The sequence below is a fragment of the Amycolatopsis sp. NPDC088138 genome (genome assembly GCF_044741685.1).
Classification (GTDB): domain Bacteria; phylum Actinomycetota; class Actinomycetes; order Mycobacteriales; family Pseudonocardiaceae; genus Amycolatopsis.
The window spans coordinates 834,722-857,510 of the sequence record NZ_JBIUTB010000005.1; the positions used below are offsets into that span (position 1 = coordinate 834,722).

The 22,789-nt window shown below is 69.5% G+C and carries 16 protein-coding genes and 1 pseudogene; 8 read left to right on the top strand and 9 right to left on the bottom strand.

Annotation, left to right across the window (positions count from 1 at the left end; translation table 11 throughout):
- The first annotated feature begins 65 nt into the window (after positions 1 to 65).
- From ACIOD2_RS30455 to ACIOD2_RS30470, 4 genes and pseudogenes are all read left to right on the top strand, one after another.
- The gene (locus ACIOD2_RS30455; RefSeq protein ID WP_400545414.1) at positions 66 to 1,319 is read left to right on the top strand and encodes a class I SAM-dependent methyltransferase; all 1,254 of its coding nucleotides are present in this window, start codon (positions 66 to 68) and stop codon (positions 1,317 to 1,319) included.
- A 104-nt stretch (positions 1,320 to 1,423) separates the two neighbouring features.
- On the top strand, positions 1,424 to 2,623 hold the full coding sequence (locus ACIOD2_RS30460) for an LCP family protein (protein ID WP_400545417.1): 1,200 nt from the start codon (positions 1,424 to 1,426) through the stop codon (positions 2,621 to 2,623).
- Positions 2,624 to 2,678: 55 nt separating this feature from the next.
- Positions 2,679 to 3,209: a GNAT family N-acetyltransferase gene (locus tag ACIOD2_RS30465; protein ID WP_400545420.1), complete on the top strand. Its 531-nt coding sequence runs from the start codon at positions 2,679 to 2,681 to the stop codon at positions 3,207 to 3,209.
- A 17-nt stretch (positions 3,210 to 3,226) separates the two neighbouring features.
- Positions 3,227 to 3,757, top strand: a pseudogene (locus tag ACIOD2_RS30470) (GNAT family N-acetyltransferase); the annotation flags it as partial.
- On the opposite strand, the gene ACIOD2_RS30475 reads toward ACIOD2_RS30470, so the two are convergent.
- From ACIOD2_RS30475 to ACIOD2_RS30515, 9 genes are all read right to left on the bottom strand, one after another.
- Complete coding sequence (locus ACIOD2_RS30475; RefSeq protein ID WP_323330292.1) at positions 3,757 to 4,218, bottom strand: peroxiredoxin; 462 nt, start codon at positions 4,216 to 4,218, stop codon at positions 3,757 to 3,759. The pseudogene ACIOD2_RS30470 and the gene ACIOD2_RS30475 sit on opposite strands and share 1 nt — an antisense overlap.
- Before the next feature lie 70 nt (positions 4,219 to 4,288).
- The gene (locus ACIOD2_RS30480; protein ID WP_400546201.1) at positions 4,289 to 6,109 is read right to left on the bottom strand and encodes a diguanylate cyclase domain-containing protein; all 1,821 of its coding nucleotides are present in this window, start codon (positions 6,107 to 6,109) and stop codon (positions 4,289 to 4,291) included.
- Positions 6,110 to 6,346: 237 nt separating this feature from the next.
- Positions 6,347 to 7,807, bottom strand: coding sequence for a cytochrome P450 (locus ACIOD2_RS30485; RefSeq protein WP_400545424.1), 1,461 nt, complete (start codon positions 7,805 to 7,807; stop codon positions 6,347 to 6,349).
- A gap of 185 nt (positions 7,808 to 7,992) precedes the next feature.
- A complete protein-coding gene (locus ACIOD2_RS30490; protein ID WP_400545427.1) occupies positions 7,993 to 8,964 on the bottom strand; it encodes a hypothetical protein in 972 nt (323 codons plus the stop codon).
- A 149-nt stretch (positions 8,965 to 9,113) separates the two neighbouring features.
- A complete protein-coding gene (locus ACIOD2_RS30495; RefSeq protein WP_400545430.1) occupies positions 9,114 to 11,630 on the bottom strand; it encodes an NACHT domain-containing protein in 2,517 nt (838 codons plus the stop codon).
- Between the two features lie 42 nt (positions 11,631 to 11,672).
- The gene (locus ACIOD2_RS30500; protein WP_400545433.1) at positions 11,673 to 12,746 is read right to left on the bottom strand and encodes a ribonucleotide-diphosphate reductase subunit beta; all 1,074 of its coding nucleotides are present in this window, start codon (positions 12,744 to 12,746) and stop codon (positions 11,673 to 11,675) included.
- 14 nt (positions 12,747 to 12,760) lie between these two features.
- Positions 12,761 to 15,739 (bottom strand): ribonucleoside-diphosphate reductase subunit alpha, encoded by a 2,979-nt coding sequence (locus tag ACIOD2_RS30505; RefSeq protein ID WP_400545436.1) that lies wholly within the window; start codon positions 15,737 to 15,739, stop codon positions 12,761 to 12,763.
- 259 nt (positions 15,740 to 15,998) lie between these two features.
- Positions 15,999 to 16,598 carry an acetoacetate decarboxylase family protein gene (locus ACIOD2_RS30510; protein ID WP_400545439.1) on the bottom strand — a complete coding sequence of 200 codons (600 nt, stop codon included), beginning with the start codon at positions 16,596 to 16,598 and terminating at the stop codon, positions 15,999 to 16,001.
- Positions 16,595 to 17,425 (bottom strand): enoyl-CoA hydratase-related protein, encoded by an 831-nt coding sequence (locus tag ACIOD2_RS30515; protein ID WP_400545442.1) that lies wholly within the window; start codon positions 17,423 to 17,425, stop codon positions 16,595 to 16,597. The genes ACIOD2_RS30510 and ACIOD2_RS30515 overlap by 4 nt, the downstream gene beginning before the upstream one ends.
- Before the next feature lie 140 nt (positions 17,426 to 17,565).
- On the opposite strand from ACIOD2_RS30515, the gene ACIOD2_RS30520 reads away from it, so the two are divergent.
- From ACIOD2_RS30520 to ACIOD2_RS30535, 4 genes are read left to right on the top strand one after another with little or no spacing between them, the layout of a single operon-like run.
- Positions 17,566 to 18,357 carry a TIGR03084 family metal-binding protein gene (locus ACIOD2_RS30520; protein ID WP_400545445.1) on the top strand — a complete coding sequence of 264 codons (792 nt, stop codon included), beginning with the start codon at positions 17,566 to 17,568 and terminating at the stop codon, positions 18,355 to 18,357.
- Positions 18,354 to 20,045 (top strand): acyclic terpene utilization AtuA family protein, encoded by a 1,692-nt coding sequence (locus ACIOD2_RS30525; protein ID WP_400545448.1) that lies wholly within the window; start codon positions 18,354 to 18,356, stop codon positions 20,043 to 20,045. The genes ACIOD2_RS30520 and ACIOD2_RS30525 overlap by 4 nt, the downstream gene beginning before the upstream one ends.
- A complete protein-coding gene (locus tag ACIOD2_RS30530) occupies positions 20,042 to 21,190 on the top strand; it encodes an acyl-CoA dehydrogenase family protein (RefSeq protein ID WP_400545451.1) in 1,149 nt (382 codons plus the stop codon). The genes ACIOD2_RS30525 and ACIOD2_RS30530 overlap by 4 nt, the downstream gene beginning before the upstream one ends.
- Complete coding sequence (locus tag ACIOD2_RS30535) at positions 21,187 to 22,785, top strand: acyl-CoA carboxylase subunit beta (RefSeq protein WP_400545454.1); 1,599 nt, start codon at positions 21,187 to 21,189, stop codon at positions 22,783 to 22,785. Before ACIOD2_RS30530 ends, ACIOD2_RS30535 begins: the two co-directional genes overlap by 4 nt.
- The last annotated feature ends 4 nt before the right edge of the window (positions 22,786 to 22,789 follow it).

Below are 22,789 nucleotides of genomic sequence, written 5' to 3' on the forward strand. Positions count from 1 at the left end.
GCGCCGCGGGGGTGCGGCGCTTAGGATCGAGCACCGGCGCACCAGGCCGGCCGGAGGGAGAACCCGTGACCACCTCGAGTGTCGACCGCGCGTCGGCCCAGGACGTCCCCGACGAAAACCGGTGGCCGGGGCTGGCCGCCCCGCCGCACTCCGCACTGCGCGCGCGGATCGCCGCGTCGCTGTTCCGCCGCGCGGTCCGCCCGCTCGACGTCCGGGTGGTCTTCCCGGACGGGACGGTGCTGGGCAACGGCGGGCCGGAATCGCCCGAAATGCGCATCCTGCGCCCGGAGGCCTTCTTCCACCGCCTCGGCGTCGACGCCAAGATCGGCTTCGGCGAGTCCTACATGGCCGGTGACTGGACCGCGTCCGACCTGGCCGAGGTGCTGACGCCGTTCGCCGAGCGGATGGCCACGCTCGTGCCGCCGGTGCTGCAGAAGTTCCGGAAGATCGCCGAGCGCACCCAGCCGCCGTCCGAGGAGAACACCCTCGAAGGCGCGCGGGCCAACATCCACCGGCACTACGACCTGTCGAACGACCTGTTCGCGACGTTCCTCGACGAGTCGATGATGTACTCCTCGGCCCTGTTCGGCCCGGCCGACGACCTCACCGCCGCCCAGCACCGCAAGATCGACAGCGTGCTGGACTACGCCGGGGTCCGCGCGGGCAGCGAAGTCCTCGAAATCGGTACCGGATGGGGTGAACTCGCGATCCGCGCCGCCGCGCGCGGCGCCGTCGTCACGTCGCTCACCATTTCGGAGGAACAGCGCGCGCTGGCCACCGAGCGCATCGCCGCGGCCGGGTTCAGCGACCGCGTCGAGGTGAAGCTGTGCGACTACCGCGAGTCGAGCGGGCAGTTCGACGCCGTGGTCAGCGTCGAGATGATCGAGGCCGTCGGCGCGTCCTACTGGCCGGCGTTCTACGCGACCATCGGCGAGCGGCTGCGCCCCGGCGGGCGGTTCGGGCTGCAGGCCATCACGATGGACCACGACCGGATGATGGCGGCGTCGCGCGCCTACACCTGGATCCACAAGTACATCTTCCCCGGCGGCATCATCCCGTCGGTCCGCTCGATCGAGGACGGCCTGGTCACCAACACCCGGCTCAAGCTGGCCGGGATGCGCGAGTTCGGCCAGGACTACGCCCACACGCTACGGTTGTGGCGCGAACGGTTCCTGCACCGCTGGACCGACATCGCCGGGTTCGGGTTCGACGACGTCTTCCGCCGGATGTGGGAGTTCTACCTGGCCTATTCCGAGGCCGGGTTCCGCTCCGGATACCTCAAGGTCCACCAGTTCGGCTACGAGGTGACCGACAAGTAACCTCCGTCGGCAACCCCGACCCGGTGCCGCACGTCCTCCTTGCGAGGACGTGCGGTTGACTGACGACGACATGTTTTGTCCGAATCGGGATTGGGTGATGGGTGATGACGTACCGTGGCGATGACGGCGGACGCCGGATGCCCCCGCCCCGGCCGCCTGCCGGGCGCCCCCGCGACCACCAGCGCGCGCAGATGATGCCGCTGCCCGGGCGCGGCCAGAGCCCGTACGACGAGCGCACCCGCCCGATGGGCCACCGCGAGCAGGACTACGTGCCGCCCCAGCCGCCGCCGCGGCAGCCCCCGCCGCGCCAGGACGACGACTACCCGCCGTCCCGGCCGCCGCGCCGGCGTCGCCGCTGGGGCTTCGGCCGCGTCCTGATGACGCTGCTGCTGGTGTTCGTCGTGTTCCTCGCCGGCATCTGGGTCTACCTCGAGTTCTCCATCAAGCGCGTCGACGCGCTCGCCGACTACGAAGGCCGCCCGGTCGCCGCGGCCGGCACCAACTGGCTGATCGTCGGCTCGGACAGCCGTGAAGGCCTCACCGCGGCCGACGAGGAGAACCTCGCCACCGGTGACGTGGCGGCCGCCGGCGGGCAGCGCACCGACACGATCATGGTCGCGCACCTGCCGGACAACTCCACCAAGCCGACGCTGCTCTCGCTGCCGCGCGACTCCCAGGTCAAGATCCCCGGCCACGGCACCAACAAGATCAACGCGGCGTTCTCCCTCGGCGGGCCGAAGCTGCTCGCGCAGACCGTCGAAGGCGCCACCGGCCTGCACATCGACCACTACGCGGAGATCGGCTTCGGCGGGTTCGCCAAGATCGTCGACGCGATCGGCGGTGTCGACATGTGCATCGACAAGGACATGAACGACACCGTCACCGGCATCAGCATCAAGGCCGGCTGCCAGTCGCTCGACGGCCGCCTGGCCCTCGGTTTCGTCCGGATGCGCCACAGCGACGCGACCCCGCGGTCGGACCTCGACCGCGTCGCCAACCAGCGCAAGTTCATCGGCGCGCTGGTCAGCCAGATCGCCAGCCCGGGCACGCTGCTCAACCCGTTCGACTTCTTCCCGCTGCTGTCCTCGGCGCCGGACGCGCTGACCATGGACTCGGGCGACCACGTGCACAACCTCGCCGGCCTGGCGATCGCGATGCGCGGCATCTCCTCCGGCGGCGTGGTGACCACGACGGTCCCGGTGACGAGCGGCTCGGCGGAGAACTGGGACAAGAACAAGTCGAAGCAGCTGTTCGACGCGCTGAAGAACGACACCGAGGTACCCGACAGCGTCATCGTCAACTAGTTGTCGTCAGCTAAATGCCGCGCGCGGCACGGCCCGGCCGGGGCACCATGGGCCGATGGAGACCCCGGCCGAGGCTTTGACCCGCGACGAGTTCACGTTGACGCGCTGGCGCTTCGCGGACGGCTCCGCGCTGGCCGCCGCCGTCTCCGGTTCCGGTGCGCACCTCGCCGACTGGCTGCCCTGGGCGGCCGGCGGGTACACCGCCGACGACGCGGCGGCCTACCTCCGTCTCACCCACGACAACTGGGAAACCGGCCGGGCGTACGAGTACGCGGTGCGGGTCGGAGCCGAACTGGCGGGCGGGATCGGCGTGCTGACCCGCGACGGCGGAGTCGAACTCGGGTACTGGCTCGTTCGCGGCTTCACCGGCCGCGGCCTGATCACCCGCGCGGCCGCACCACTGATCGCCGACGCGTTCCGCCGTGGCGCCGGCTACGTCGAGATCAAGCACGACGAGCTGAACGCCCGCAGCGGCGCGATCCCCGCCAGGCTGGGTTTTTCGCCCGCCCGCAAGGAAACCGCGGACCCGGACCGGGCGCCGGCGTGCACCGGCACCGCCGTGGTCTGGCGGCTCGACCGACCCTGAGAAAGGAGACCTCGCGCATGGAGACCCCGGCCGAGACCTACCGTGAAGGTGACCTGACGCTGACCCGCTGGCACCCCGGCGATCGTGAGCTCCTGACCGCGCTCGTGAGCGGGTCCCTCGAGCACCTCGGGCCGTGGCTCATCTGGGCGACCGGCGGCTACACCTCGGACGACTCCTCGGAGTTCCTCCGGCTGACCGCGAAACGCTGGGAGAGCGGCGAAGCGTACGAATACGCGATCGGCGAAGACGGCGAGGTGACGGGCGGCGTCGGCGTGATGACCCGCGACGGCGGTGTCGAGATCGGCTACTGGCTGGCCCACGGCTGGACCGGGCGCGGCCTGATGACCCGGAGCGTCGCGCTGCTGACGGCGGAGGCGTTCCGGCTCGGCGCGGGCTACGTCGAGATCAAGCACGACGAGCTGAACGCCCGCAGCGGCGCGGTACCGGCCCGGCTCGGGTTCACGAAGGTGCGTGAGGAGCCGGAGGAGCAGCCGCTGGCGCCGTCGTGCGCCGGCACGAACCACGTGTGGCGGCTCGCGCGGCCGGCCTAGGAAACCTTGTTGCGCTCCCGCAGGACCTTCAGCGCCTGATCGGCGTGGACCGTGAAGTTCAGCTCGCTCTTGATCTTCTCGAGCACGCGGCGGTCCTCGCCGATCACGAAGGTCGCGCGCTTCGCGTGCAGGGGAAGGAGCTTGCGCCACACGCCGAACTGCTTGGCGACCTCACCCTCCACATCGGACAGCAGCGGGTAGTCGAAGCCGTTGGCCTCGGAGAACTGCCGCTGCTTGGTGACGCCGTCCGGACTGATCCCGACGCGGTGCGCGCCGACCTCGGCGAACTCCGCGGCGAGGTCGCGGAAGTGGCAGCTCTCCGCCGTGCAGCCGCCGGTCATCGCGGCCGGGTAGAAGAACAGCACCACCGGGCCGGTGGCCAGGAAGTCCGAGAGCTTGCGCTCCTGGCCCTGGTCGTCGGGCAGCGTGAAATCGGGGGCGAGGTCTCCGGCGTCCATGGAGGTCCCTTCTCGTCGGCGGCAGAACCCATCTTGCCGGGTGTTCGGAGCCGACGGGCGACCGGCTTGGTCAAGATCCGCCAGGGTGCCGCGCGATCAGCTCGTCGACCTCGTCGCCGGTGGCCGAGTCGTTCGCGAACGGCCCGCGCGCGGCCACCACGCCGAGCTGGCGCAGCCGCGTCGCCTGCTCGTGCGTGCGGACGCCCTCCGCGCCCACCTTCAGCTGCAGTTCGCGGGCGCGGGTGACCAGCTGGGTCAGGTGCCGGATGTCGGACTCGGCGGGCTCTTCGGCGTCGAGGGCGTCGATCACCGGGCCGGACAGGATCACGTGCCGCACCGGCAGGCCGTGCTGCGGGATCAGCTCGAGGTCCGCCGAGCCGGAGATGGTCAGCACCAGCTGCGTGCCCAGGTCGGCCAGCACGGCGAACGAGTCGAGGACCTCGCCGCGCGGGTCGAGCACCGACTCGCGGTCGGTGCACAGCCGCAGCGCCGTCGCCGGCAGCTCGTGCTTGTCCAGCTGCTCCCGGACCAGCAGCACCAGGTCCGGGTCGATGGCCAGCCGCGCGGGCAGCCGGACGCAGACGTCCGGCGCGGCGTCACCGAGGCGGGTCCGCCAGCGGGCCGTCGCGGCCAGGGACTCGGCCAGGAGCCAGCGGCCGAGCGGCACGGTCATCCCGGTGGTCTGGGCCAGCGGGTAGAACTCGTCGGAGCCGAGCTCGCCCTTCTCCGGGTGGTTCCAGCGCAGGCCGGCGTTGACCGCGGCGATCGCGGCGGTGTCGGCGAGCTTCACCGTCGGCTGGTAGACCAGCGAGAACTCGCCGTTCTCCAGGGCGCCGGCGATCACCGCGCCCAGCTGGTAGCGGCCGCGGTCACGGGCGTCCAGCTCGGGGTCGAACAGCATCCACTGCGCCTTGCCGGCCTCCTTGGCCCGGTGCAGCGCGATCTCGGCGGCCCGCAGCAGCTCCGCGGCCCCGTCTTCGACGGCCGCGCGCACCACGATGCCCGCGCTGGCGCTCACGCCGATGCCGTGCCCGCCGAGGTAGATCGGCTCGTTGAGGTCCTCCAGCGCGCGCTCGACCAGCTCGACGACCTCGGCGGCGGAGAGCCGGCCGCGCAGGAGCACCGCGAAGCCGTCACCGGACAGCCGCGCGACGAAGCCGTCGTGGTGGCCGGTGAACACGGCCGACAGCTTGCCCGCGACCCCGCGCAGCACCTGGTCGCCGACCCCGGCGCCGAGGCCGTCGTTGACGACCTTGAAGCCGTCGACGTCGAGGTAGATCAGCGCGATGTCGTCGTGGGCGCCGGCGCTGAGCGCCGCTTCGAGCTTGGTGCTGAACGACGTCGCGTTCGGCAGCCCGGTGAGCGGGTCGTGGACGTTCTGGTGCACCAGCCGCTCCTGCAGCAGGTGCAGCTCGTTCGCGTCGGACACCATCAGCACCGGGTACACCGAGCCCGGCCGGTCGCCGGGCAGCCGGGCGAGGGTGACGTCGGTCCAGAGCCGGCCGTCCTCGGCGTGGTCGAGCAGCATCCGCTCCCGGAAGCGCTCGACGCCGGAGCTCACCTGCTCGAGTCCGGCCTTGAGCCGGGAGACGTCGTGGTCGGTCGAGCCGAGCCCGGTGATGTGCCGGCCGCGCAACCGGTCCGGCGGGCAGCCGAGCAGCTGCCCCAGCGCCAGGTTGGCCTCGACGACCTCGCCGTCCGGGTCGGCCAGCGCGATCCCCATCGGCGACGCGGCGTAGAGCGCGCTGAACCGCAGCAGCGCCCCGTCGTGTCCCGAGCTGATGTGGTCGACGGCGTCGTTCGCGACCCCGAGCAAGAGCTGTTCGAGCTCTTCCGGGGGAAGCGTTACTCCTTTGGTGTCAGCGAGGGTCGCCGCCCACCTGCGGGCCACGTCCAGCAACCCTGGCGCGGCACCGGGCTCAGACACTCTCCACCTTCTTCACGCACAGGTCTGGCCAGTTCAGGCGCGGTGTCAGGGATCATGAACCCACACGGGGTACCCCTCGGCCGCAGCCGATGCCACGCCATCACGTGCGTAACGGGGTGTCTACCGGCTGAACGAGTGAACAGACCCCCACGATTGGTGACATCGTGTCACCATGTGTATCGAGCCACGGACGGGTGGCGGTCAGCGGGGCGCCAACCGCACCGGGAGACCGTCCGCCGGCACCGGCAGGGACACGTAGTCCCAGCGCGCGGTGTAACTCTCCGGAACCGACCAGCGGTAGGCGCGCAGCATCTCGTGCATCAGCAACTTCACCTCGAGACCGCCGAAGTGGAGCCCGATGCACTTGTGCGCGCCGCCGCCGAAGGGCATCCACGCCATCCGGTGCGACTTGTCCTCGCGCCGCGGCTCGGCGAAGCGCTCGGGGTCGAAGGTGAACGGGTCCGTCCAGCACTCCGGCGAGAAGTGGTTCACCGTCGGTGAGACGCCGACCAGCGTGCCCTCCGGGATGTAGTGCCCGAGGACCTCGGTGTCCTTGACGGTCTGGCGGGTCAGCGACGGCACCGGCGCGACCAGCCGCAGCGCCTCCTTCATCACGAGGTCGAGCGTCTCGAGCTTGTCGATGGTGTCGATGTCGAGGACGTCGTCGCCCAGCGCCAGGGACTCCTCGCGCGCCCGCTCCTGCCACTCCGGGTGCTTGGCGAGGTAGTAGGCCATCGCGCTGCTGGTGATGGTCGTCGTGTCGTGCGCGGCCATCATCAGGAAGATCATGTGGTTGACGATGTCGGTGTCGCTGAACCGGTCGCCGTCCTCGGTGGTGGCGTGGCAGAGCGCGGCGAACAGGTCGTCGCCGTCGGCGGCGCGCTTGGCGGGCAGGTTCTCGCCGAAGTAGCGCTCCAGGACCTTCCGCCCGTGCAGCCCGGCCGACCAGCGCCCGCCGGGCACCGGGACACGCACGAGGGCGGTGCCGGCCCGTACGGAGCTGACGAAGGCGCGGTTGATGCGGCTCGCGTCGGCGCCGCTGCGCATGCCCATGAACACCCGGGTCGCGACGTCGAGGGTGAGCTGCTTGAGCGACCAGTACAGCCGCGGCCGCTCGTGCGCGCCCCAGCCGGCGACGCCTTCGCGCAGCGCCGGGCCCATCTCGTTGACGTAGCCCACGAGCCGGTCGCGGGTGAAGGCCTGCTGCATGATCCGGCGGTGCAGGTGGTGCTCGCCGAAGTCCATCAGCATCAGGCCGCGCTCGAAGAACTTCTCGATGAAGAACTTCCAGCCCTCCTGCGAGAACGCCTTGTCCTTGTTGACGAGCGCGATCTGCGTCGCCTCCGGCCCGGACAGCGCGACGATCCGGCGGCCGAACCCGCCGGTCCACGACACCGGGCCGTAGAGCTCGTAGCGGCGGAGGCCGAAGGCGGGGCCGAAGCGCATCATCTCGAGCATGTGCCCGACCACCGGCGGGCCTTCGTCACCGAGGACGGGCTTGAGGCCGCTGCCCGCGGGCGGCGTCGCGAGCTCCTTGACGGGCCAGCGCGACTGCAGCCACCGCCGGTCGACGCCCTGGGGCAGCGGAAGAGAGGTCAGCGGCGGAACGCGCTCACGCAGCGCTTCGGCGGCCCGGCCCACAGTGCTCGTCAAGGTGACCATCTCCCCGTCGAGATCGGCTACCCCTCCACGATGCACCCTTGTTGACCACCTGACAACAGGTGGAGGTGTCCTCTTTTCGGGTGAGCCGTGAAGGCCACCGGCTTTGGCGGCAGACCTGGCTCGAGCCGGCTCTGCTGGCAGAATTCACGGCCGATGGTCAGAGCTCCCTCCTCGCGAGCTTGCGCCTACGACCGTCGATGCGGCTGCCAGCCGTCTGCTGTCCCGTCGAGGACCACCGCGCCGACCTTCAGCGTGCCTTCGCCGGTCGACATCAGGTTTGTCGAGAGCGACTCGATCCGGACGGCGTCCACCACGAGGGGGTCGTCCAACCAGACGACGTTGCCGCAGTTCAGCAAGATCACGTACTGCTCGGGTACCTCGAACCGGACGGTTGCGGCTTCGCCGCCGCGGAGGTCGAGAGTGCTCGCCGGCAGGGTGGGAGGTTCTCCGAAGGCGACCAGTTGGCCGAAGACGTCGCTGGTCGCAGTCGTGATCAGCTGGTTGACCCGCGCGAATGCTTCGCTGTATGCGCGGGCTTTTCCGGTGAGCGACTCGACAGCGTCCGAGGTGGCTTGGATACGGTACTCGTTGCGTGGAAAGAACAGGTGCGGCTCATGTGCGTCGACGGCCGCCGACGAGAGGGATTCGCGCAGGCCTTTGCGAGCGGCGCGGAGCTCGTCTTTTGCGACGTCATCCAGCCCCGCGGCTTCGGTCTCGAACGAGAGCCATTGATCCGTCCGGCCGAGCGCTTGGGCCACGGACTGCGCAGCGCGCACCAGTTCCCTGTGCTGTTCCCGGGGAATGGCCAAAAACGCACTGACGTCGGGCGGCTGGGATTGGAACTGGAGCCCACGCTGGCGCTCATCGCGAGACCAAGTGAGCTCGAAGGTCCATTGGTCGGTGGTATACGGCGTGTTGGGGCACAGTTGCGGTGCCTTGATCAGAGGGTAACCGGGCAGCCTGGATCTGAACCAGGCCAAGGTCATGCGGTGCGCGGACTCGAGCTGCTGTGCCGCGGCCAGCCAGCGGTCGAGACCCGCGTCCCGATTCGCCCGGCGAAAACCGATGTCCGCCGCCAGCAAGTGAGGAACGGTCGTGCCGAGCCGAAGCGGGTGCACCATCGCGGCGCCGAACCCGGCAGTCAGTTCCTGGAGCACGCCGGGAACGCTCTCCGAACGTCGGGAAGCATTGCGCGGAAGATGACGCTGCACAGCTTCGGCGACAGGGGTTTCTGACCAGAGGTCAGCCTGGTGCCATACGTTTTTCCAAAGATCCGATTCGGTTGAAATGGGCGCTCTCCTCGATATCAGAGCCAGTTCTTGGTGGTCAGCTCGTTGATCGCAGCACGTATCCGGGCGGCTGCGGCTTGGTCGGCCGATTGCTCGACCAGACTGCTCACCACGGTTCGAGTTGTGAATGGCGCGGTGTCCGGCGGGGCTTCAGCTCTGACGACCACTTCGTCGGTTCTGCGATACTCGACGGGCCAATAGGCAACGCCGTGCACCTCGTTCTGCTCCCGGAGTACGGCGGTCAACCCATACGGACCGACAGCGGCGGCCAGAATCTCCGCCTTCCCCGGTGGTGCGACAGCGGGCACGAGCTTGGTGAGGGCTTGGACTTCTTCCGCCGCCTGCTGCTCGAGCGCGCTGCGAGCCGCTTCCGCCGAGGCAAAGGAGGATTTGCGTGCAGCGCGCCGGTTCGTCAGCGTTTCCTGAAGAAGAAGTCGCCACAATCTGACGGCCACGCCTAAGGGGCCCGTGGGTGGATCACATATCGCGGTCAGGGAGGTGCGGGTGAGCTTCTTGCCGTCTGCCGGCTCGATCCAGCTCGGGACGTCCCCGGCTAGCGATGCGACCAGACGAGTGCCGTCGTGCCACAGCCGGGCCGGTCGTACGGAATCAGCCGGAGCGAGCTGCTTGAGAAGCTCGAAGATCTCCGAGGGGCCGGACGCACCGATCGGGCGGGTGTCGTAGCCGGCAAGCCGGACTGTGAGATATGGCACATCGCGTGCGACTTTCCCGGCGAGCTCGCCGCCGACGTTGCCGAGGGCGGCGGCGAAAAGCACTCGCTGCTCGTCGCTTTGGTCGAGCCGCTCCGGCCAACGGACCAGGCCCTCGGCTGCCGCGGCACCGGCAAGATAGTCCGCGAATGAGTCGTGGATCGGCGTTTGCGTCTGGGTTTGCCCGATCGATGTGACGAGCCCGGTTCGCTGAACTGTTTCGCGCAACGAGGCAAGCTCGACGGGGACGCCCATCTCCCCGAGTTTCCGGGCCGCGTCATGGAGCAGCCGGTGCCACTCGACCGGGTTGGCGTACCGGCGGCCCTCGTCGAGCAGGTTCGCGAACACGATGCCCAGCACTGCCGCGGCGACATCGAGGCCCGCGGCTTTTCCGCGTTCGGCGAGCCGGGTCACGGTGGCCCGGTAGATCGAGGCGCGGTCGGTGAACTCGGTGCCGTCGAGGAGCAACCCGGTGGCCATCGACACCAGCATCGGATTGCCCGCTGCGTCGCCGAGCGCGTGCTCCACCTGGGCCGTGAGCCGTCCGTGCTCGCCCGGGTGGGCTTCCCCTGCGATCCGCTCCACGAGCTCTCGACGTTCGGTCCGGCCGAAGCCGGCGACGCGAAACCGGGCAGACGCCGCGGTCACCGGCAAAACGGATCCAAGAACGGCGAGGTCGCGCCCGATGAGCGCGATCCGCGCTCCGGTTCCCGTTGCTGTCAGTACCCGGATTTCGTCGCGAAGCCTGTCCCGCACCAGCTGCGGTACCTCGGAAACACCGTCGATCACGAGGATCGCGCGGGAGTCGTTGAGCAGCTGCCGCCCGGTGATCGCGGGAAGAGCGCGCCCCACAGAGGCGGACAGGGAGTCCGCCACCAAGGCGTCTAGCCTTCCCTCCAAATAGGTCTCGGCGTGTCCGATGAGGACTGTCCGGCCGGAAAGTGCCGCTTCGTAACGGAGTTGCGCTGCCGCCGTGGATTTTCCGGTGCCGGTGCCGCCGGCGATCAAGACGGGACCGCTGCTATCGAGGATGCTCTGCACGGTCACGCCCGGCTCCTGCGCATCGACGGAGTCGAGGCGGACGAGCTTGGCCGAAACCGTGGCCGGCGGGATGTCCGTGATCTTGCTCTGGTACTCGGCCTGCAGGCTTCCCGGCCATCGATCCGGCTCCGCCACATGAGCCACTCTGCCGAGGACTTCGGCGATCTTCTCCTTCGTGACGATGCGTTCGGCCGGGTCTCGTCGCGCAGCCCGATCCATGAGAAGGCGGAACAGTTCGTCGACGATGCGCCGAGCCGCTTCTGCGAGGTCTGCCGGTGTCCTCGCCCCCGGCAGCATCGAACGCACTTCTCGTTCGGCTTCGTTCAAGACGGTTTCGGCGTCGGAGGTCTCGAGGCGGATGCGAGCCCGGCTCAGTACTCGGCACACACTGCTGGCCACGTCGGTGTCGAGAAGCTCTGCTAGGGCGGTCAGGTCACCCTCGGCCGCCGCCTCGAGCGCGTTTCGGACCGTGTCGCCGGTCGGTCCGAGCTTGCCGTTGGTGATGAGCTCGAAGGAAGCCGTTTTTGCGATGTCGAGGGTAGCCCACGTGCGCAAGATCGCGAGCAGCTCTTTGCGGCCCCAGGTTTTGCCGCTGACCCGAGATTTGAGCTGTGCCGCTGCCACAATGGCACCGAGGATGTCATGGATCTCGATGTCCATGACATCCTCGGTACCTTCGACGCGGAGAGCACCGAGGTTGTCGTCCGCGTACACATCGAGTGCCATGCGGACGGCATGAGCTTGCTGGTAACCGATTCCTCGGACGGTATCGACACCGCTCACGTCCTGCTCCTTCGCCGGTGAAGCAGCTGATTCCCGGAGACGTCAGTCCCAGTCGAGGGCGCCGCCCGACTGGTACTCGATGACGCGGGTCTCGAAGAAGTTCTTCTCCTTCTTCAGGTCCATCGCCTCGGACATCCACGGGAACGGGTTCTCGGTCTCGCCGAAGATCGGCTGGAGGCCGATCTGCTGCGCGCGCCGGTCGGTGATGAAGTGCATGTACTGCTCGCACAGCTGCGCCGACAGGCCGAGCATGCCGCGCGGCATGGTGTCGCGCGCGTACGCGACCTCCAGCTCGCACGCGTCCTTCAGCATCCCGCGCACCTCGGCCTGGAACTCTTCGGTCCACAGGTGCGGGTTCTCGATCTTGATCTGGTTGATGCAGTCGATGCCGAAGTTCAGGTGGATCGACTCGTCGCGCAGGATGTACTGGTACTGCTCGGCGATGCCGACCATCTTGTTGCGGCGGCCGAGCGAGAGGATCTGCGCGAAGCCGGTGTAGAACCACATGCCTTCGAAGATCACGTAGAACGCCACGAGGTCACGCAGGAACGCCGTGTCGGCCTCCGGCGTGCCGGTCTCGAAGTCCGGGTCCTCCAGGTGCTGCGTGTACTTCAGCGCCCACGCGTCCTTGTCCGAAATGGACGGGACCTCGCGGTACATGTTGAACAGCTCGCCCTCGACCAGGCCGAGGCTCTCGCAGATGTACTGGAAGGTGTGCGTGTGCACGGCCTCCTCGAACGCCTGGCGCAGCAGGTACTGGCGGCACTCGGGGTTCGTGATCTGACGGTACACCGCGAGCACGATGTTGTTGGCCACCAAGGACTCCGCGGTCGCGAAGAAGCCCAGGTTGCGCTTCAGCATCTGCCGCTCGTCCTCGGTGAGGCCGTCCTTCGACTTCCACAGCGCGATGTCGGCCTGCATGGCGACCTCGGTCGGCATCCAGTGGTTGTTGCAGCCGGCCAGGTACTTCTCCCACGCCCAGGTGTACTTCATGGGCAGCAGCTGGTTGACGTCGGCGCGCGCGTTGATCATGCGCTTGTCGTCGACGTTGATCCGGGCGGCGCCGACCTCGATCTCACCGAGGCCGGTGACGCCTGTCGTCTCCACGTTGGTCATGTTCTTCGGGTTCCTTACTGGCAGGCTTCGCAGTCGGGGTCGTCGATCCGGCAGGCGGCGCCTTCGGTGGCGACGAAGTCGACGTCCTCCACCTTCGGCATCTCCTTCGGCTCCGGCTTGGCGGCCGGAGCGGCCGGCGGGGTCACCGGCACGGCCGGGACCGAAGCCGACGGCGACGGAGCCGCGGCCGGGGCGGGCGTCGGCGCGGGGGCCGGAGCCGCCGCGGGAGCGGCCGGGGCCGGGGTGGCCGAGACGGCGTTCAGCTTGCCGTCGGTGCCGCGCAGGGTGCTCTTCTCCACGTGCGTCGCGGACTGCGCGCGCAGGTAGTACGTGGTCTTGAGGCCCTTGTGCCACGCGTAGCGGTACAGCTCGTCGAGCTTGCGGCCGCTCGGCGCCGCGATGTACAGGTTCAGCGACTGCGCCTGGTCGATCCACTTCTGGCGCACCGAACCGGCGTCCACGATCCACTTCGACTCGATCTCGAACGCCGTGGCGTACAGCGCCTTCAGGTCGGCCGGCACGCGGTCGATCTGCCCCAGCGAGCCGTCGAAGTACTTGAGGTCGCTGACCATGACCTCGTCCCACAGGCCGCGGGCCTTGAGGCTCTTGACCAGGTGCGGGTTGACGACGGTGAAGTCGCCGGACATGTTCGACTTGACGAACAGGTTCTGGAACAGCGGCTCGATCGACTGGCCGACCCCGGAGATGTTGGAGATCGTCGCCGTCGGCGCGATCGCCATCACGTTGGAGTTGCGCATGCCGACGGTCTTGACGCGCTCGCGCAGCGGCGCCCAGTCGAGCGTGGAGGAGGTGTCGACGTCGAGGCCGTCACCCTGGCGGGCGTCGATGAGCAGCTGCAGCGAGTCGATCGGCAGGATGCCCTTGCTCCACAGCGATCCCTCGAACGACTGGTACTGGCCGCGCTCCTCGGCGAGGTCGGTCGAGGCCGAGATCGCGTAGTAGGAGAGGTGCTCCATGGAGACGTCGGCGAACTTCACGGCGTCCGGCGAGGCGAACGGGACGCCGATCTCGAACAGCGCGTCCTGGAAGCCCATGATGCCCAGGCCCACCGGGCGGTGGCGCAGGTTGGAGCGGCGCGCCTCCGGGATCGTGTAGAAGTTGATGTCGATCACGTTGTCCAGCATGCGGACCGCCGTGCGCACGGTCTTCTCGAGGCGCTGGGTGTCGAGGCCCTCGGGGGTGACGTGCTTGAGCAGGTTGACCGAGCCGAGGTTGCAGACGGCGACCTCTTCGCTGTTGGTGTTCAGCGTGATCTCGGTGCACAGGTTCGACGAGTGCACGACGCCGACGTGCTGCTGCGGCGAGCGCAGGTTGCACGGGTCCTTGAACGTGATCCACGGGTGGCCGGTCTCGAACAGCATGGTGAGCATGCGGCGCCACAGCTCCACCGCGCGCACCCGCCGGAACACCTTGATCTCGCCGCGGTCGGCGGCGGCCTCGTACTCGCGGTAGCGGTCCGAGAACGCGTTGCCGTAGAGGTCGTGCAGGTCCGGGGTCTCGTTCGGCGAGAACAGCGTCCACTGCGCGTCGGCCTCGACGCGGCGCAGGAACTCGTCCGGCACCCAGTTCGCCGTGTTCATGTCGTGCGTGCGGCGGCGGTCGTCACCGGTGTTCTTGCGCAGGTCGAGGAACTCCTCGATGTCCACGTGCCAGGTCTCGAGGTACGCGCAGGCCGCGCCCTTGCGCTTGCCGCCCTGGTTCACCGCGACCGCGGTGTCGTTGGCGATCTTGAGGAACGGCACGACACCCTGCGACTGGCCGTTGGTGCCCTTGATGTGCGCGCCGAGGCCGCGGACCGGGGTCCAGTCGTTGCCGAGACCGCCCGAGTACTTGGCCAGCAGCGCGTTGTTCTTGTACGCCTGGAAGATCGAGTCCAGGTCGTCGTCCACCGTGGTCAGGAAGCAGGACGACAGCTGGGCGCGCGTGGTGCCCGAGTTGAACAGCGTCGGCGTCGAGGCCATGAAGTGGAACGTCGAGAGCAGCTCGTAAAACTCGATCGCGCGGGCTTCGCGGTCGTCCTCGCGGATCGCCAGGCCCATCGCGACACGCATGAAGAACGCCTGCGGCAGCTCGAAGCGGGTGCCGTTGTGGTGCTGGAAGTACCGGTCGTACAGCGTCTGCAGGCCGAGGAAGCCGAAGTCGAGGTCACGCTTGGCCTCGATGGCGGCGGTGATCTTGTCCAGGTCGAAGGACAGCAGCTCGCCGTCGACCAGCTCCAGCTCGACCGCGCGGCGCAGGTAGGCGCGGAAGTACGCGGGGTACTCGCCGGCCATCTCGTCCTGGCTGGCCAGGCGCGGCTTCTTCGCGAGGTAGCTCAGGGCCTCGCCGCGCAGCTTGTCCAGCAGCAGCCGGGCGGAGACGTAGGAGTAGTTCGGCTCCTGCTCGACCAGCACGCGGGCGGCCATGATCTGGGCCAGGGCGAGCTCGTCGGCGCTGATGCCGTCGTAGAGGTTGCGCTTGGCCTCGGCCAGCACCGGCTCGGCGGTGACGTCGTCGAGCCCGGCGACGGCCTCGCCCACGACGTGGGACACGCGGGCCCAGTCGAGCGGGCGCAGGACGCCGTCGACGCCCTTGACGCTGAGCGAGACCTCGGCCGTGGCGGGCTTGGCAGCCTCGCGGGCCTTCATGCGCTCGTCGCGGTAGAGGACGTAGGCGCGGGCGACCTTGTGGTGCTCGCCGCGCATCAGCGCGAGCTCGACGATGTCCTGGATCTGCTCGATGTGCAGCGCGGTCTCGGGGCCGGCGTGGCGCAGCAGGGTGGTCTCCACCTGCTCGGTGAGCTCGGCGACGACGTGGTGCACGCGGGAGGACGCGGCGGCGTCGCCGCCCTCGACCGCGAGGAACGCCTTCGTCAGCGCGACCGAGATCTTCCCGGCGTCGAACGGCGACACGCTGCCGTCCCGCCGGATGACCCGGATCGCGGTGGGGGTGTCGGCGGCGGCGGGCGGCCGCTGACCGGTTTCGACTGACATGCGTGTCTCCAAGTTTCGGGCGCGTTGGATCGCCGCACGGCCTCGCGAGGCCGTGCGCTGCAGGTTCTTCAAAGACGCCCGGCAGTTCTCTGCAGCGGTCTCCCCGTCGCTGGGCCCTGCCGGTCACCAGAGACTACATGTAGGGGTTGACGGCTGCACGTGCCCCAATGGGTGGCGTGTCGCGGTCTCACCCTCGCGGGTTACGCGATCACCGAGAGGTGCTGCTCAGGCCCCGGATCCGGGGGTTCGGGGACGGTCTTCAGGCCCCAAAACGCAGCTGGGACGCCGGGAGTTCGAGGCTCGTCACCGGGCGTCGGCCGTCCAGGTGGGCCAGGGGGCCGCGGGGGTTGAAGCTCCAGTCCGCCGACGCCGGGCGCGGGCTGATCTTCGCGCCCACCGGGGTCCGCAGCAGGCCGTCGCGTTCCTGGACCACGTCGAACGACGTCGGGAGGCGAACCGGCAGCCCGGCGCGGCGCCGGAACGCCGCTGTCGCGATCCAGTCCTCTGCCGTGGCGGCCGTCGCCGTGAAGGTGCGGCCGCCCGTGAAGTCCAGGGTCGCGAGGTCCTTCGGGATCGCCCACAGCTCGCGGCCGCCGGCCAGGGAGGCCTCGCTGTCGACCCAGATCTCGGTGATCGAGCACGAGACCCGGCGGCCCTTGACCGCCACCGCGGCCAGCAGTTCGTGGTAGGCCAGCTGACCGGGCGGGGTGTAGTCGATCCACGCCGTGAACACCGACGCGTGCCCGGCGATCACCAGCGGTTCGCCGGCCACCGCGGGCAGGTCGGCGGCCGGCACGCGCCAGACCGACACGCGGGCGTCCGCGACGAGGTTCCAGGGCTGCGGCGGGTAGTCGGTCATGCGTCCAGCCAGGGGAGGTAGTCGGGCAGGTCCTTGTCGACGCGCAGGCCCCACGACGGCGGCCGTTTCTGCAGGAACGACATGACGCCTTCGACGGCGTCCGCGTTCGTGCCCAGGCCGCCGATCAGGCGCGAGTCGAGTTCGTGCACCGGGAACGGCGAATCGGCGCTCGCCATCCGGTAGAGCAGCTGGCGGGTGACCGCGACGGACACCGGTGCGGTGTTCGCGATGATCTCGCGAGCCAGCTTGTAGGCCTCGTCGAGCACGGTTCCGGTGGGGAAAACCCGGTGCACCAAGCCTTTTGCGAGGGCCTCGGCGGCGGGGAAGACGCGGCCGCTGATCATCCAGTCGAGCGCGGTGCCCATCCCGACGAGCCGGGGGAGGAACCAGGCCGACGCGCCTTCGGGGTAGATGCCGCGGCGGGTGAACACGAAGCCGAACCGGGAGTCCTCGGAGGCGAGCCGGTAGTCGCAGGGGAGCGTGATCGTGCTGCCGGCGCCGACCGCCGCGCCCTGCAGGGCCGCGATCACCGGCTTGTTCATCGTGAAGATCCGCTTCGAGCAGCGGCCGGCGGGTTCCTGCCAGGCCGCGTCCGGGCCGGTCGCCGGGTCGAAGTCGAAGCCGCCCTGCGACAGGTCGGCGCCGACGCAGAAGTCCTTGCCGGCGCCGGTCAGCACCACCACGCGGACGTCCTCGTCGCGGTCGGCGCGGTCCATCGCCGCGCCGAGCTCGTCGGCCATCCGGATCGTGTAGCCGTTGCGCGCCTCGGGGCGGTTCAGCGTCACCGTGGCGATCCGGTCCGCGACGGCGTAGGTGGTCTCGGCCATGGCGATGAAACTAAGGCAGACCGGCACTACTGGCAAGATGTCAATAGTGTGTCCGCAGCGTCCGGGGCGAAACAATCAGGCGTGCTTGATTTTTCTGGGGGCCGGTGCCACGCTGGGCGCCAGTACGCAAGGAGGCGGCGATGGCGGACCTCGGCGTGATCCTCGGGGATCTCGACGCTGAATCACAGACACTCGACGACGTGGTGGCGGACCTGCCCGCGTCCGGCTGGGCACTGGAAACACCGGCGGCGGGGTGGACGATCGCGCACCAGATCGCGCACCTGACCTGGACCGACGAGAAGGCCCTGATCGCCGCGGCCCATCCGGAGGACTGGCAGGCCGAGGTCGAAAGCCTGCTCACCGCCGGCGAGCACTACGTCGACGAGGCCGCGGCCGAAGGCGCCGAACTGCCCCCTGACGAGCTGCTCGAACGCTGGCGCGCCGGGCGGGCGCGGCTGGCCGAGGCCCTCGCCGCGGTGCCCGACGGGCAGAAGCTGCCCTGGTACGGCCCGCCGATGAGCGCGGCCTCCATGGTCACGGCCCGCCTGATGGAGACCTGGGCCCACGGTCAGGACGTCCACGACGCGCTGGGCCTGCGCCGCGAGCCCACCGCACGGCTCTGGCACATCGCGCGCTTCGGCACGCGCACCCGCGACTTCGCCTACCTGCTCAACTCCCTCGCGCCGCCGGCCGAGGAGTTCCGCGTCGAGCTGGCCGCACCGGACGGCGTCACCTGGACGTTCGGGCCCGAGGACGCCGAGCAGAGGCTCACCGGCAGTGCCGTGGACTTCTGCCTGGTCATCACCCAGCGGCGGCACCCGGCCGACACCGACCTCGTGGCGCAGGGCCCCGACGTCGAGGAATGGCTGACCATCGCGCAGGCTTTCGCCGGACCTCCGGGGTCCGGCCGGGAAGCGGGGCAGTTCGCATGACGGCCTTGCGGATCGGCAACGCGTCCGGCTTCTACGGTGACCGCTTCTCCGCCGTGCGCGAGATGCTCACCGGCGGCCCCTTGGACGTCCTGACCGGCGACTACCTGGCCGAGCTGACCATGCTCATCCTCGGCCGCGACCGGCTGAAGGACCCGAACCGCGGGTACGCCAAGACGTTCCTCCGCCAAATGGAGGAGAACCTCGAGCTGGCGCGCGAGAACGGCGTCAAGATCGTGGCGAACGCGGGCGGGCTCAACCCGGCCGGGCTGGCCCAGGCCCTGCGGGAGCTGGCCGACAAGCTCGGTGTCGACGTCAAGATCGCGCACGTCGAAGGCGACGACCTGGTCGCCCGCGCCGACGAGCTGGATCTCGGGAAACCGTTGACCGCCAACGCCTATCTCGGCGGGTGGGGCATCGCGGAGTGCCTGAACGCGGGGGCCGATGTCGTCGTCACCGGGCGCGTCACCGACGCCTCGGTGATCGTCGGCCCGGCCGCCGCGCACTTCGGCTGGGCCCGCGACGACTACGACGCGCTCGCCGGCGCCGTCGCGGCCGGGCACGTCATCGAATGCGGCGCGCAGGCCACCGGCGGCAACTACGCCTTCTTCACCGAGCACTCCCTGGGCCTGCCCGGCTTCCCGATCGCCGAGATCGAGGCCGACGGCTCCAGCGTGATCACCAAGCACCCGGGCACCGGGGGAGTGGTCACCACCGGCACGGTCACCGCCCAGCTGCTCTACGAAATCACCGGCGCGCGCTACGCCGGGCCGGACGTCACCACACGGTTCGACACGCTTTCCCTGAGCCAGGACGGACCGGACCGCGTGCGGATCTCCGGCGTCCGCGGCGAGGCCCCGCCGCCGACGCTCAAGGTCGCGCTCAACAAGCTCGGCGGGTTCCGCAACGAGACGACGTTCGTCCTCACCGGACTCGACATCGAGGCGAAAGCCGCGCTGGTGCGGGAACAACTCGAAGGCGCGCTCAAGGACCGGCCGCCCGCCGACGTCACGTGGACGCTGGCCCGGACCGACCACGTCGACGCCGACACCGAGCAGACCGCGAGCGCGCTGCTGCATGTCGCGGTCAAGGACGCCGACCCGAAGGTCGCCGGACGGGCGTTCACCAGCGCCGCGGTCGAACTCGCGCTGGCCAGCTACCCCGGCTTCCACGTGACGGCCCCGCCGTCGGATGCCTCGCCCTACGGCGTCTACACCGCGGCCTATGTGGACGCCAGGACGGTGCCGCACATCGCCGTGCTGCCGGACGGGATGCGGGTCGACATAGCGCCTTCGGCGTCCACTCGGGACTTGTCCGATGTGGACGAGCCCGCGCTGCCGGAACCGCTGGACCACGGTCCGGTGCGGCGGGCGCCGCTCGGCAGCGTCGTCGGTGCGCGCAGCGGTGACAAGGGCGGCAACGCCAACCTCGGCGTCTGGGTGCGGTCGGAAGAGGCCTGGCGGTGGCTGGTGCACCGGCTGACCGTCGCCGAATTCAAGCTGCTGTTGCCCGAGACGGCGGACCTGCCGGTGACGCGCCACCTGCTGCCGAACCTGCGGGCGGTGAACTTCGTCGTCGAGGGCATCCTCGGTGAGGGTGTCGCCTCGCAGGCGCGGTTCGACCCGCAGGCCAAGGCCTTCGGCGAGTGGCTGCGGTCCCGCGAAATCGACATCCCCGAGGTGCTCCTGTGACCGACCCCTTCCGGACGCCCGAGCGGGCGGAGCTGCGCAAGACGGTCCGCCGGTTCGTCGAGCAGGAGGTCCTGCCGCACCTCGACGACTGGGAACGCGCCGGTGAGCTGCCGCGCGACCTGCACCGCAAGGCCGGCGACCTGGGCCTGCTCGGCGTGGCGTTCCCCGAGGAGATCGGCGGGGGCGACGGCAACTACCTCGACGCGCTCGTCGTCGCCGAGGAGATGCACTACGCGGGCGGCTCCGGCGGGCTCTTCGCGTCGCTGTTCACCTGCGGCATCGCCGTCCCGCACATCGCCGAGGCCGCCGACCCCGTCCAGATCGAACGCTGGGTGCGCCCGACCCTGGCCGGAGACAAGATCGGCTCGCTGGCCGTCACCGAGCCGGACGGTGGCTCGGACGTCGCCGGAATCCGGACGACGGCGGTGCGTGAGGGCGACGAGTACGTCATCAACGGAGCCAAGACGTACATCACGTCCGGCTGCCGCGCGGACTTCGTGACGACCGTCGTGCGCACCGGCGGTGAGGGCGCCCACGGGCTGTCGCTGATCGTCGTCGAGCGCGGGACACCCGGGTTCACCGTCTCCCGCAAGCTCGAGAAGATGGGCTGGCTCTGCTCCGACACCGCCGAACTGTCCTACGTGGACGTCCGGGTGCCGGTCGAGAACCTCGTCGGCGCCGAGAACAGCGGCTTCGCCCAGGTGGCCACCCAGTTCGTCACCGAACGGCTTTCCCTTGCGGTGCAGGCGTATGCGCACGCCCAGCGCGCGCTCGACCTGACACTCGACTGGTGCCGGCTGCGCGAGACGTTCGGCCGTCCGCTGATCTCGCGGCAGCTCGTGCAGCACAAGGTGACCGAGATGGCCCGCCGCGTGGACGTCGCGAGGACCTACGCCCGGCAGGCCGCGATCCGGCACGTCTCGGGTGAAGAGGTCATCGCCGAAGCCTGCTTCGCCAAGAACACCGCCGTCGAGGCCGCCGAATGGGTGGTCAACGAGGCCGTCCAGCTGCACGGCGGGCTCGGGTACATGCGCGAGGCCGAAGTGGAGCGGCACTACCGCGACGTCCGGATCCTCGGCATCGGCGGCGGCACCAACGAGATCCTCACCGGCCTGGCCGCGAAGCGATTGGGATACACCTCATGACCACCCTGAGGTCCACAGTGGACACGCGGGCCGCCGAGTTCGGCGCGAACCGCGAGGCGATGCTGGAGAAGCTCGCCGAGATCGACACCGAGCAGGCCAAGGCCGTCGCGGGCGGCGGTGAGAAGTACGTCGAGCGGCACCGCAAGCGCGGCAAGCTGCTCGCCCGCGAGCGGATCGAGCTGCTGCTCGACGAGGACTCGCCGTTCCTGGAGCTCTCGCCGCTGGCGGCCTGGGGCAGCGACTACCGCGTCGGCGCGAGCCTTGTCACCGGGATCGGTGTCGTCGAGGGTGTCGAGTGCCTCGTCTCGGCCAGCGACCCGACGGTCAAGGGCGGCGCGAGCAACCCGTGGACGGCCAAGAAGTCCTACCGGGCGGCGGACATCGCCGCGCAGAACCGGCTGCCGACGATCAACCTCGTCGAGTCCGGCGGCGCGGACCTGCCGACGCAGAAGGAGATCTTCATCCCGGGCGGCCGGATCTTCCGCGACATCACGCGGGCGTCCGCCGCGGGCTGCCCGACGGTCGCGCTGGTCTTCGGCAACTCGACCGCCGGTGGCGCGTACCTGCCGGGCATGTCGGACTACGTCGTGATGGTCAAGGAACGCGCGAAGGTGTTCCTCGGCGGGCCGCCGCTGGTCAAGATGGCCACCGGTGAGGAGTCCGACGACGAGTCGCTGGGCGGCGCCGAGATGCACGCGCGGACCTCGGGCCTGGCCGACTACCTCGCCGTCGACGAGCAGGACGCGATCCGCCTGGGCCGCAACATCATCAAACGTCTCAACTGGACGAAACAGGGTCCGACACCGAAGCCGGACTACGCCGAGCCGGTGTACGACGCCGACGACCTGCTCGGCATCGTGCCGACCGACCTCAAGGTGCCGTTCGACCCGCGCGAGGTGATCGCCCGCGTCGTCGACGGCTCCGACTTCGACGAGTTCAAGCCGTTGTACGGGCCGAGTCTGGTGACGGGCTGGGCGAGCATCCACGGCTACCCGGTCGGTGTGCTCGCCAACGCGCAGGGTGTGCTGTTCGGCGAGGAGTCGCAGAAGGCCGCGCAGTTCATCCAGCTGGCCAACCAGATCCACACGCCGCTGGTGTTCCTGCACAACACGACCGGGTACATGGTCGGCAAGGAGTACGAGCAGAGCGGCATCATCAAGCACGGCGCGATGATGATCAACGCCGTGTCGAACTCGAAGGTGCCGCACCTGTCCGTCCTCATGGGAGCGTCCTACGGCGCCGGGCACTACGGGATGTGCGGCCGCGCCTACGATCCCCGATTCCTGTTCGCCTGGCCGAGTGCGAAGTCCGCGGTGATGGGCCCGGCGCAGCTGGCCGGCGTGCTGTCCATCGTGGCCCGCGCGGCCACCGAGGCGCGTGGCCAGGAGTACAGCGAGGAAAACGACAAGGCCATGCGCGCCATGGTGGAAGGCCAGATCGAAGCCGAGTCGATGCCGATGTTCCTCTCCGGCATGCTCTACGACGACGGCATCATCGACCCGCGCGACACCCGCACCGTGCTGGGGCTGAGCCTGTCCGCGATCCACAATGGACCAGTGAAGGGCGCCGAGGGCTTCGGCGTCTTCCGGATGTGAGTGA